Source organism: Blautia sp. SC05B48 (genome assembly GCF_005848555.1).
Lineage (GTDB): Bacteria > Bacillota > Clostridia > Lachnospirales > Lachnospiraceae > Blautia_A.
On record NZ_CP040518.1, the window covers coordinates 1755509 to 1767259 of the forward strand.

Here is an 11751-nt window from a genome sequence, read left to right on the forward strand (position 1 = left end):
AGAAAAGAAAAGTGCCAGCGGGAGCTTGTGTGACAGGCTGAGAGGAAGATAGATCTTCGACCGTACCTGATTTGGGTAATGCCAACGGAGGGATTGTGATTTCAGAGCGTGTCTCCGTGGAGTTTATCCATGGAGATGCGCTTTCACTTTTTTATGTGAGCTTCTGCGAAAGAGCGGGCAGGAAGGGGAGCGCCTTAATGTCTGGCAGGAGAGTGATATTCCGGAGGATTTTTCCGGAAGGATCATGTAAGCGATGGGAATCCGTGTTTTCGGAGTGAGAGGAAGTAAGGGAACTTCGACCGCCAAAATCTAAGGGCAGACTGCAGCAGACGGGAAGCTTTTGCCCGGATCTGACAGGGCTCTGCCTGATATTTCAGGGAGGAAAACACTATGGAAAAACAAAGGATGCACACGCTTCGTATGGTAATGCTGGCAATGATGGTTGCGATCGGTGTCGTTATTTCACCGATCCTGAGGATTGAGGGAATGTGCCCCACGGCGCATCTTGTCAATATCGTATGCTCGGTTCTGATGGGACCGTGGTATTCCCTTCTCTGTGCGACCATGATCGGCGTGATCCGTATGATGTTTATGGGAATCCCGCCACTTGCACTGACCGGTGCAGTATTTGGCGCATTTCTTTCAGGTGTGTTCTACAGACTTTCCAAAGGCAAGATCATCTGCGCGGTGATCGGTGAGATCTTTGGAACAGGTATCATCGGATCCATGGTTTCTTATCCGGTGATGGCATTCCTGATGGGAAGAGGCGGACTGACAGCATTTTATTATACGCCGATGTTCCTTGCAGCAACCACAATGGGAGGATGTGTTGCCTATATTTTCCTGAAGGCTCTGAGTAAAGCAGGTCTTCTGGTGAAATTCCAGGCAGCTTTGGGTTCAAAAACATATGAGACAAAGAATTTTACAACTGCGAAAGCGAATTAAAGAAGAAAAGCCGCTGATCCATTGCATCACCAATCCGATCTCGATCCATGACTGTGCCAACGTGGTCCTTGCAGTAGGTGCAAGGCCGATCATGGCGGAGCATCCGGCAGAGGTGACAGGTATTACGGCATCGGCTGGTGCGCTGATGCTGAATCTCGGGAATATTACCGATGCCAGGATCGAGTCAATGAAGCGTTCTATGAGAACAGCGATGGAAAATAAAATTCCGGTTCTTCTGGACCTGGTAGGGGTTGCCTGCAGTGATCTCAGGCTGGATCTGGCACGGGAGCTTTTGAGCATCGGCCATCCGGCAGTGCTGAAGGGAAATATGTCAGAGCTTCTGGCTGTTTCCGGACTGCCGTCTCATGCGATCGGAATCGATGCGGGGGCGCAGGATGCCCTGACTGCGGAAAATATGGAGACTGTCAGTGAGGTGCTGAGGGCTTTTTCAAGGAGTAATCAGGCAATTGTGCTGGCTACCGGGAAACAGGATTTTGTTACGGATGGTGAACGGGTTGTTCTGGTACAAAATGGCAGTGCGGCGCTGTCCGGGATCACAGGAACCGGCTGTATGGTCGGTGCACTGACTGCGGCGTTTTTGCCAGGGTGCGAAGATAATATTGCGAAAGAGATGACGGATAGTATAGAGGCAGGTGTCTGGTCTGGCGTTGAGATGGAATTAAATGGGAGATCCGGGAATTATCTGGCTGCGGCAGTGCTTGGTACTGCACTTATGGGTATCGCCGGCGAGGAAGCGGAGAAGATTTCCCGCGGTCCGGGAAGCTTTCAGGTAAATCTGCTGGATGAGATCTATGGGCTTTCGGATCGACAGCTGCTGGATCTGTTGAAGATTGAAATGTACTGAAAAAGAGGGGATTAGGATGGATAGAAAAGATTTGGATGTAACGTTGTATCTGGTGACGGATAGTTCTTATCATACGGAGGAGTCTTTGCTCCGTACGGTTGAGGAGGCTTGTAAGGGTGGTGTGACTCTGGTCCAGCTTCGCGAGAAGAATAAGGGTGGACGTGAGTATCTGGATAAGGCTTTTAAGGTGAAGGAGATCACAGATCGTTACAATGTGCCGCTGATCATTGATGATCGTGTGGATGTAGCGCTGGCCTGTGATGCGGCTGGTGTGCATGTTGGAGCTTCTGATATTCCGGTTGCTGTGGCAAGGAAGCTGATGGGACCGGATAAGATCGTGGGGGCTACTGCCAAGACGGTGGAGGCTGCTGTGAAGGCTTATGAGGATGGTGCGGATTATCTTGGTGTGGGGGCGATTTATCCTACTACTACTAAGGTTGTGACGATTCTTACCAAGGTTTCTACGTTGAAGGATATCTGTGAGGCGGTTCCGATTCCGGCGGTTGCGATCGGGGGATTGAATGCCGGGAATATGGATGTGCTTGAGGGTGCCGGTATGAGTGGTATGGCGGTTGTTTCTGCGATCATGAAGGCGGAGGATCCTCAGGGGAATGCACGGGAGCTGAAGGAGAAGATTGTTGCTTTGATAGGAAAGTGATTTAGGAAATGAGTGAAGAGCAGTGGTGGATTTGAGGTTCATTGCTGTTCTTTTTTTGTTGAAATACGGACGCCCGTGAGGCGTGTGCTGCCTGTCGCCGGGGCTTCGTCGGGGGCTGGCTTCTAGGCTGCCGGAATTCTGCTAAAACCGTTTTCCAAAAGTCCGAACTCGCGTCTTGCAGCCGCTCAGACAGCGGACTTTTGAAAAACAACGCAGATTTCCGCCAGCCAAGAATCAGCTCCCCTCCTGCAGAGTCCGGTGACAGGCAGCACACGCCTCACGGGCTGGTTTTTCAAGGCGGCAGAGGAGGGGCTGCTCGGGAGTTTGGGTGTAAATGTTGGGTTGAGTGGCCTTTGCCGGGAGATGGATGAGCTATCAGCGCTGCGCTGGATAGCTGGGAGGAAAGGCTGAGTTTCCTTGTGGTCTGCCGGGAGGTGGATGAGGCATCAGCGGTGCGCTGGATAGCTGGGAGGAAAGACTGAGTTTCCGGTTGCCTGACGGTAGGGGGCCGAGACATACCGCGCGGATTTATGCGATCAGCATAAATTCTGTGCATCGCGAAGCGTGTTACTGAGAACGGAGTGAACAGTAACTGCTGTCGAATGTTGTTGAGATTTTTGGATGAATTTTGAGTGATTTTTATTATAGTATGTGGTATGGTTGTTATATCTTATAAGATCTTTTGTCTGTATGGACATTCTTGGAGCTTCGAGTTCTGAAGCATTTTCCATTTTTGGGTACTGTGAAATTTATGAAAGGCCGGTTTAGGGTGTTTTCATGTTTTATTTGTGTGGTATAATCTATATATACCAGTAGGAGTGTTAATGACTAACAATACTATATTTGATGATGTTTTCCGGACGATAGTGGAAAAGATGACATATCTGACCGTTCCGCTGATCAATGAGGTGTTTCATACATCATATCCGGAAGATGTGAAGATCATGCACCTTAGGAATGAGCATCAGCTTGAGGATGGTGAACTGATCACGGATGCTCGACTTCTGATCGGGGATAAGGTGTACCATATTGAGTGTCAGAGTTCTGATGATACTATGATGGCGATCAGGATGTTTGAGTATGATCTTGCAATTGCCTTGGAGAACAGACGGAGAGTCGGAAGGAAGTTTTATGTAGAGTTCCCGAAATCTTGTGTGATATACTTGAGATCTACGAAGAATACGCCTGATGTTGAGGAAGTGAAGGTTTTGTTTCCGGATGGACAGGTGTGTGTGTACCGGGTTCCGACAGTGAAGATGGAACTTTATACGAAGGATAGTATTTTCGAAAAGAATCTGTTGATGTTGCTTCCGTTTTACGTGATGAGGTATGAAAATGTAGCAGATATATTTGCTAAAGATTCGGAGAAGTTACAGGGATTGTTGATGGAATATGAAGATATCAGGATAAAACTTGAGAGAGAATTTTCAATCACTGGAAGAGCAGGTATGTATACAGATCTTAATAAATTGATCATAAGAATATCGGATTATATTTTTCGAAAAGAAGAAAAAGTCAGGAAAGGAGTGGGTGAAGTTATGGGCGGAAAGGTTTTGCAGCTGGAGTCGGAGCGACTTCGGGAGGAAGGTATGGCTATTGGAGAAGTTCGTGGAAAAGCGGAAGGGAAAGCAGAAGGAAAAGCAGAGGGAGAAGCAAGAATACGAGCCCTGATCAATTGTCTGATCTCGGATGGTCGCGTGGATGAGATACAGAAGATGGCTGATAGTGAGGATGTGTGTAAAGAATTGTACAGGGAATACGGTTTATAAAAAAATGCCGGTGGGGGGTTACTCCACCGGCAGATCTCTGTGTTCTACGTTGGTGGAGAATACGATCTGTGTTTTGGTACGGCCGAACTGCTGGAGTTCGTTGATGAAGTGGTCCAGTTCCATGGTGGAGCGGAAGGCTACTTCGATGAGCATGGAGTAATCGCCGGTGACGCAGTTGCATTCGATGACGTTTGGGATGGACTGGATGAAGGGGCAGAAGTCTTTTTTCTGGTTGGGTTCTACTTCCAGGTTGATGAATGCTTTTATATGATAACCGAGAAATACCGGGTTGATCTGGGCGTGGTAGCCTGTGATCAGCCCGTTTTTTTCAAGATGTTCGATCCTGGCGGAGACAGCGGGGGAGGAGAGGAAGACTTCCTTTGCGATTTCCTTTACCGGGGTGCGGGCGTTTTTCTGAAGCATTTCGATGATCTTTCGGTCGATGTTGTCGAGTTTGTGTTCCATGTGGAATGGCTCCTTTCGATGAAAAAATGTTATTTGCAACTGGTGCAGAGCTGCGTGGGGAAGTGGATTGAAAATATATATTTCTGTATTGATTATACTGCGCGTGTTGTTACAACACAAGAAACGACTTAATATAAATAAGAAAAATAAAAGAAATTCTTAAAAAGATTAATATAAACTTTTGAAAAACACGGATAATCATGGTTTTCCCTTAAAAGTATTTACAAGCCACAAAGAAAGTGTTAGTTTCTTAGGCATCAGAAAAACAGCTGCTGATAAAAATGAAAATAACAGAATGATTTGTAAACAGTGAATATCCGTCGGACTGAAAAAATGAGATCAGAGGACGGGCAAATCAGATGTGCACAGGATCAGAAGAAAGAAGAGGGATGACAAAATGACAACAGAAACAAGACTGGAAGCAGATTCAATCGGAACTATGGAAGTGCCTGCAGAGGCTTATTACGGAGTTCAGGCTTTAAGGGCAAAACAGAATTTTCCTATTACAGGTACAAAGCTTCATCCGGTATTTATCAGGAATCTGGCACAGATTAAAAAGGCAGCAGCTATCACTAATAATAATGCAGGGCTTCTTCCGGAGGATAAGGCAGATGCCATCGTCAGAGCCTGTGATGAAGTGATCGCAGGAAAACTGGCTGAGGAATTTATCGTAGATGCCATTCAGGGTGGTGCCGGAACCAGCGCAAATATGAATATGAATGAGGTGATCGCAAACAGAGCCGGTGAGATCCTCGGATGTCCGAAGGGCAGCTATAAAATGGTCCATCCAAATGATCACGTAAACATGGCGCAGTCCACCAATGATGTGATCCCGACGGCCGGTAAGCTTACCGTTCTGGATCTTCTTGCACCTCTGGAAAAAGCACTGATAAGACTTGAGAAGGAGCTTGCAAAAAAGGCAGAGGAGTTCGATGATGTGATCACTATGGGACGTACACAGCTTCAGGATGCAGTTCCGATCCGTCTTGGCCAGGTGTTCCACGGTTATGCGTCTATGGTTTCCAGAGACCGGAAACGTATCGAAAAGGCTCACAGGGAAATGTATACCGTAAACCTTGGAGGAACTGCAGTGGGAACTGCTATCAATGTTTCTGATTCTTATTTTTATAAGATCGTGCCAAATCTGGAAAAGCTTACAGGTTATCCGCTGAAACAGGCCGAGGACCTTTTTGACGCAACAGAAAATCTGGACGGCTTTGTTGCTGTATCCGGTGTGGTAAAAACCTGTGCGGTGGATCTTTCCAAGATGTGCAACGATCTTCGACTGATGTCTTCCGGCCCGAAAACCGGATTTGGAGAGATCAATCTTCCGGCAAAGCAGAATGGGTCTTCCATCATGCCAGGTAAGGTAAATCCGGTCATTCCGGAGGTAGTAAGCCAGGTTGCTTTCCACATCGTAGGACATGATACCACCATTACCATGGCGGCAGAAGCCGGACAGCTGGAGTTGAATGCTTTTGAGCCGGTTGTATTTTGTAATCTTTTTGAATCCATTACGACTCTGGAAAAAGCCGTGGATACATTGAGCGTAAACTGCATCACAGGAATCACCGCAAACCGCAAACGCTGCAAAGACCTGATGGAAAGCAGCGCAGGAATCGCAACGGCTCTTTGCCCGCATATTGGCTACAAGGCGTCTGCAACCATCGCAAAAACTGCAGTAAAAACCGGCAAATCTGTCCGGGAACTTGTTCTGGAACAGGAGATCATGACTGAGAAAGAGCTGGAAGAGGTTCTTGATCCGTATCTGATGACAGAAGTCGGAGAAGAGCGGAAAGAGGATGAAGCAAGAAGGAAAGCCTGCTGAGAACGGAGTGAACAGTAACATCGACAGGAATAAGATATCAATGAATACACACAGGAGACTTGTCACAGTGCAGGTCTCCTTTTATAATGGAAGAAACGCGATAAGAAAAGAAGGGAAAGATGCATGCTTAAACGAACAGCCATACGGGCACTTTGTAATACAACGGCATATCAGAGAGGCCTTGATATTTACCGTACCGGAAAGAGGATCCAGTCGCTGGATATTAAGTCGGAAGGAGCTGTGGATAAAATATCTGCAGCAGTGAAGGGAAGTGGGCGTAATGTATACAATACAGGCTTTCAGTATGATACAGAAGCGGACCGCATAAAAGAAGCATACTGTGACTGCCCGGCCTTTCGCAGCTATTCCGGGATCTGTAAGCATTGCGTGGCAGTGCTTCTGGAATATGGAGACCGTAAGGCCTATGAGCGTGTGGAAATCCGCAGACAGCAGGATGAGGAACAGAAGCAGGCAGAGTTATTCAGCGGAACAGCATTTCCGGCTGCTTTATCCGGACCAGGGCAGCCTGCAACGAAAACCACCGTTGAGCTGAAAAGCCTCCTTAATCGCCAGCTATACAGCCGTATGCTTCCGTTTTCCGGGGATCCGTATTTTGGCAGGGTGGAGCTGGAAACCTGCCTGAAATTTAATTCTGTGAGAAATTGCTTTACCGTGGAATTCCGTGTTGGCTGTGAGAAAAAATATATCCTCAAGGATGTGTTGGCCTTTGTGTGGAATCTGGATCATAATGAGAAGGTTTCTTATGGAAAAAATCTGGAATTTATCCATTCCGATGAAGTCTTTTCAGAAGGATCCAGAAGCGTGCTGTCCTTTATCCGGGAATGGGTCGAGAATCATCACGGCACTTACATGTCCAGATATGAACAGCTGAAGAATATAGCTGTGGAAAAGGTGAGGGATCTTACCGTTGACAGAAAAGAACTTGAGGATCTGCTTCTTATACTTGGCGAAAAAAGTTTCAAGTTCAAAATGAACAATGATCCGGAAACAACATGGCATTCTGTCAGAGAAATTCCGGACAGGACGCTGATGATCCGGAAGAAGGATCAGGGGTTATCTCTTGAGATCGCGCCGGTATACAGTGTGACAGGCATACGGTATCATATGTATTTTGATAATGCGAAGGTATATCTGGTTTCCAGGCAGGAGCTTGGAGCAGTGGAGGAATTTGTTACCTGTCTGGAGCGGCTTCCTGCAGGCCGAGGCTTTATTGATGAACCGGATGTGCCTGTGTTTGTGCGTGAGCTGCTTCCTTCCCTGAAAAAATTTTTTCACTGTGATCTCAGGGATTTCCCGGAAGAAACAGGTCTTGAATGCTACAAGGCTGCATATGAGATCTATCTGGATGCGCCGGAGCGTGACTGGATCACCTGTAAGGCGTTTTCTGTTTACGGGAAGGATAAATTTTCGGTTTTTGACCGGGATGTGTCTGCCCGCACCAGGGATATTCCGGGAGAGCTTGGTGTGTTTGCGCTGCTGTCAAAATATTTTAATGGATATGATGACCAGCGGATGGAGCTGGCATTGGATTGTCGTGCCGGGGAACTGGAATCTTTGTGCAGGGAAGGTTCAGGGAAGCCCGACAGTGTGAAAGATTCCGAAGAAAAGCTTTACCAGCTTCTCACTGAAGGTATCCCCGCCATGCAGAAAGTTGCAGATGTCTATATTTCCCAGTCCATCAAACAGATGCAGGTGACAAAGCTGCCAAACATCCGTCTTGGCGTTTCTCTGTCAGCCGGACTTCTGAATCTGAATCTGGATGTGGAGGGGATGGATCAGGCGCAGCTTTTTGATATTCTTTCCAGGTACGATCGCAGGAAAAAATATTTCCGCCTGAAGGATGGCAGCTTTCTGGATGTTTCCGATGGTCAGCTCAGGGAGCTTTCTGCTCTGAAAAATGGACTGCAGATTAGTGATCGTGAACTGAAAAAAGGAAAGACTCAGGTTCCGGCTTATCGTGCTATGTATCTGGACAGTCAGCTGAAGGGCGGCGATCTGATCAAGGTAGAGAAGGACAATGCCTTTCGTGCGTTGATCCGGAACATGCAGACAATGGAAGAACATAAATTTCAGATTCCCAGGGAGCAGGAAAAAATCCTCCGGGGCTATCAGAAAGAGGGCTTTTACTGGATCAAAACTCTGAAGCATAATCAGTTTGGAGGGATCCTGGCAGATGATATGGGACTTGGAAAAACCCTCCAGGTGATCACTTTTCTCTGGTCAGAATTTCAGGAATCTGCGCCGGGAGAAAACAGACGTGCCCTTGTGATAACGCCTGCTTCGCTGGTGTTTAACTGGATGAACGAGATCGAACGTTTTGCGCCGGGACTTCCGGCTACCGTTGTGACTGGTGATGTGAAGGAGAGGAAAGCACTGATCAAAAATGCGGGAGAACGGGAGGTTCTGATCACTTCCTATGACCTTCTGAAACGGGATCTGAAGGCTTATCAGAACCTGAATTTTGCTGTGCAGATCATTGATGAGGCGCAGTATATCAAGAATCACGGAACTCAGGTGGCAAAGGCTGTGAAGGAGATCCGGTCGGAATTCAGGCTTGCGCTGACCGGTACACCGGTGGAGAACAGGCTTAGTGAGCTGTGGAGTATTTTTGATTTTCTGATGCCGGGATTTTTGTATTCTTATGAGAAATTCCGCAAGGAAATAGAGCTTCCAGCTGTGCAGTACAGCAATTCCGATGCGATGGAGCGTCTGCAGAAAATGATCCGTCCTTTTGTGCTGCGGAGATTGAAGAGGGATGTGCTGAAGGATCTTCCGGATAAGCTGGAAAAAGATATGTTTTCCCCGTTGGAAAGCGAGCAGAAGGAGCTGTATGAGGCCCATACGGAACGGCTTCGCCTGATGCTTGGGATGCAGTCGGATGCGGAGTTTCGCACTTCTAAACTGCAGATCCTTGCAGAGATCACGAGGTTGCGGCAGATCTGCTGTTATCCAGGACTGGTATATGAAGGATACAAAGGGAATTCTTCCAAGCTGGAGATGTGCATGGAATTGGTTCAGAATGCGGTGAATGGCGGACATAAGCTCCTGTTGTTTTCCCAGTTTACTACCATGCTGGATGTGCTGGCTGTCCGTCTGAAAAAAGCAAAAGTTTCTTTTTATATGTTGACCGGATCGACTTCCAAGGAAAAACGGGCGCAGATGGTACATGCATTTAATGAGGATGATACTTCTGTTTTCTGCATTTCTCTGAAAGCAGGAGGAACAGGCCTGAATCTTACGGCAGCTGATATTGTGATCCACTACGATCCCTGGTGGAATCTTGCCGTGCAGAATCAGGCAACAGACCGTGCCCACCGCATCGGTCAGCAGAACGTTGTCAGTGTCTACCGCCTCTTTATGAAAGACACCATAGAAGAACGAATCCGGGCTCTTCAGGAAAGAAAACGGGAACTGGCTGATGAGATCTTAAGCGGCGAGGGAATCGGCCAGGCTTTGATAAGCAGAGAGGAATTACTGGAGCTGCTAGGCAGATAAAATTCTTAACCGAATCAAGTAAGTTCCCTGCTTCAATTACGAAAAGCAATACGCGGTGAGGGGACTTGCTTGTATCGGGAAGAATGCAGGCTGTGAATATCCGCCTGACTCAACAAAAACACCCCCGATGGAAATCGCGTGTGTAAATTACATACGATATCCGTCAGGGGTGTTTTATTTAAAGTTTTATTTTATGAAAAAAACTTATCGTACAGACCAAAGAAGAAGATAAACAGAATGATCAGCGGCAGGACATAAGTGATGTATCCGCGCATCCATTTCCGGATCTTCATGCCTTTTCCGGTGTTGGCTTCTTCTGTGAAGTTTTCCCAGCCCCAGCCCCGTTTGGAAACACAGAAAAGCAGGTATACAAGAGAACCAAGCGGGAGCAGAATGTTGCTTACCAGAAAATCTTCAAGGTCGAGAATTGCGCCGCCGAATACCTTGAGCCAGTCCCAGGACCATACATTGTATCCAAGTACGCATGGCAGAGACAGAAGGATGATGGCGATGGCATTTACAAGACTGGATTTTTTTCGGCTCCAGCCGGTAAGCTCCATACCGCAGGAAATAATATTTTCAAATACAGCCAGGATGGTAGAGAAAGCTGCAAATGACATAAAGATGAAGAACAGGCTTCCCCACAGTCTTCCAAGCGGAATGTGGTTGAAAATATTCGGCAGTGTGATGAAGATCAGGCTCGGTCCGGAAGTCTGGTCAACATTGAATGTGAAACATGCTGGGAAAATAATAAGTCCGGAGGTGATCGCAACAAAAGTATCCAGAAGCGCAATGTTCACGGATTCCCCAAGCAGTGCGTGATCTTTTCCGATGTAGCTTCCGAAGATAGCCATTGCGCCGATACCAAGACTAAGAGTAAAAAATGCCTGGTTCATGGCACCGGTGATGGTGGAAATGATACCGATCTCCTTCATGCGTTCAAAATCCGGGATCAGATAAAACTTCAGTCCTTCTTTTGCACCTTCCATAGTGAAACTGTTGACAGCCAGAACCACCATAATGATCAGAAGGGAGATCATCATGATCTTGGTAACTTTTTCAAGCCCATTCTGAAGACCACGGGAGCAGACAAAAACACCTGCGATAACAACAACGATCATCCAGAAGCCCATGGTAACAGGCTGCCCCAGCATGTCTGTAAATTTTCCGGCAATACCCTCAGAATCAAGTCCCTGGAATTTGCCGGTGGCAGTCATATAGAAGTAATTCAGCATCCAGCCGGTAACAGTAGTGTAGAACATCATCAGAAGGTAGCAGCCGATCAAAGTGATGTATCCGTGGATGTGCCATTTCTGGCCGGGTTTTTCCAGTGCATAGTAGGCTTTGACAGGGCTCTTCTGGCTGGCACGTCCAACAGAAAATTCCATAGTCATAACAGGAAGACCCAGGATTGCCAGAAAGATCAGGTAAAACAGTACAAATGCACCGCCGCCGCCCTGTCCGGCCATATAAGGGAACTTCCACACATTTCCGATTCCGATGGCACAGCCGGCAGAAATCAGAATGAATCCCAGACGGGATCCCAGTTGCTCTCTCTCTTTCATAATTCACCTCATTATTGCAGTATGGTAAACTGCTATTTGTATAAAGTCACAGGTTTTATCTTAACACATTCCGGGATATTGCACAATAAAAAGAACTTGCATTTTACATAAAACATATGTTAGAGTAAAATGTAATTTTA

The 11751-nt window shown here is 47.1% G+C and carries 8 protein-coding genes and 1 riboswitch; of the genes, 6 read left to right on the forward strand and 2 right to left on the reverse strand.

What is annotated here, in order from left to right; all coding sequences use genetic code 11:
* Nucleotides 1-7 precede the first annotated feature (7 nt).
* A riboswitch (TPP riboswitch) is annotated at nucleotides 8-110 on the forward strand.
* 280 nt (nucleotides 111-390) lie between these two features.
* From thiW to EYS05_RS08155, 4 genes are all read left to right on the forward strand, one after another.
* Nucleotides 391-945, forward strand: coding sequence for an energy coupling factor transporter S component ThiW (thiW, locus tag EYS05_RS08140; protein WP_015526323.1), 555 nt, complete (start codon nucleotides 391-393; stop codon nucleotides 943-945).
* Nucleotides 908-1810 carry a hydroxyethylthiazole kinase gene (locus tag EYS05_RS08145; RefSeq protein WP_138276962.1) on the forward strand — a complete coding sequence of 301 codons (903 nt, stop codon included), beginning with the start codon at nucleotides 908-910 and terminating at the stop codon, nucleotides 1808-1810. Before thiW ends, EYS05_RS08145 begins: the two co-directional genes overlap by 38 nt.
* Nucleotides 1811-1826: 16 nt before the next feature.
* Nucleotides 1827-2468, forward strand: coding sequence for a thiamine phosphate synthase (gene thiE / locus EYS05_RS08150; protein WP_138276963.1), 642 nt, complete (start codon nucleotides 1827-1829; stop codon nucleotides 2466-2468).
* A gap of 824 nt (nucleotides 2469-3292) precedes the next feature.
* Nucleotides 3293-4237 (forward strand): hypothetical protein, encoded by a 945-nt coding sequence (locus EYS05_RS08155; protein ID WP_118623170.1) that lies wholly within the window; start codon nucleotides 3293-3295, stop codon nucleotides 4235-4237.
* Nucleotides 4238-4255: 18 nt separating this feature from the next.
* On the opposite strand, the gene EYS05_RS08160 is transcribed toward EYS05_RS08155, so the two are convergent.
* Nucleotides 4256-4702, reverse strand: a complete 447-nt coding sequence (locus EYS05_RS08160) for an Lrp/AsnC family transcriptional regulator (RefSeq protein WP_118512732.1) — start codon at nucleotides 4700-4702, stop codon at nucleotides 4256-4258.
* A 397-nt stretch (nucleotides 4703-5099) separates the two neighbouring features.
* Here EYS05_RS08160 and EYS05_RS08165 point away from each other — a divergent pair, with 397 nt between their 5' ends.
* Together EYS05_RS08165 and EYS05_RS08170 are read left to right on the forward strand one after the other, a co-directional pair.
* Entirely contained in the window at nucleotides 5100-6530 is a 1431-nt protein-coding gene (locus EYS05_RS08165) for an aspartate ammonia-lyase (RefSeq protein ID WP_138276964.1), read from the forward strand.
* Between the two features lie 123 nt (nucleotides 6531-6653).
* Nucleotides 6654-10046: a DEAD/DEAH box helicase gene (locus EYS05_RS08170; protein ID WP_138276965.1), complete on the forward strand. Its 3393-nt coding sequence runs from the start codon at nucleotides 6654-6656 to the stop codon at nucleotides 10044-10046.
* 191 nt (nucleotides 10047-10237) lie between these two features.
* On the opposite strand, the gene EYS05_RS08175 is transcribed toward EYS05_RS08170, so the two are convergent.
* Nucleotides 10238-11611 carry a sodium-dependent transporter gene (locus EYS05_RS08175; RefSeq protein WP_138276966.1) on the reverse strand — a complete coding sequence of 458 codons (1374 nt, stop codon included), beginning with the start codon at nucleotides 11609-11611 and terminating at the stop codon, nucleotides 10238-10240.
* Nucleotides 11612-11751 lie beyond the last annotated feature (140 nt).

Bases quoted from the DNA above. Each gene is read 5' to 3' on its own strand.
- thiE (WP_138276963.1), top strand. From the start codon at position 1,827: ATGGATAGAAAAGATTTGGATGTAACGTTGTATCTGGTGACGGATAGT.
- EYS05_RS08175 (WP_138276966.1), bottom strand. From the start codon at position 11,611: ATGAAAGAGAGAGAGCAACTGGGATCCCGTCTGGGATTCATTCTGATT.
- EYS05_RS08145 (WP_138276962.1), top strand. From the start codon at position 908: ATGAGACAAAGAATTTTACAACTGCGAAAGCGAATTAAAGAAGAAAAG.
- EYS05_RS08155 (WP_118623170.1), top strand. From the start codon at position 3,293: ATGACTAACAATACTATATTTGATGATGTTTTCCGGACGATAGTGGAA.
- EYS05_RS08170 (WP_138276965.1), top strand. From the start codon at position 6,654: ATGCTTAAACGAACAGCCATACGGGCACTTTGTAATACAACGGCATAT.
- thiW (WP_015526323.1), top strand. From the start codon at position 391: ATGGAAAAACAAAGGATGCACACGCTTCGTATGGTAATGCTGGCAATG.
- EYS05_RS08160 (WP_118512732.1), bottom strand. From the start codon at position 4,702: ATGGAACACAAACTCGACAACATCGACCGAAAGATCATCGAAATGCTT.
- EYS05_RS08165 (WP_138276964.1), top strand. From the start codon at position 5,100: ATGACAACAGAAACAAGACTGGAAGCAGATTCAATCGGAACTATGGAA.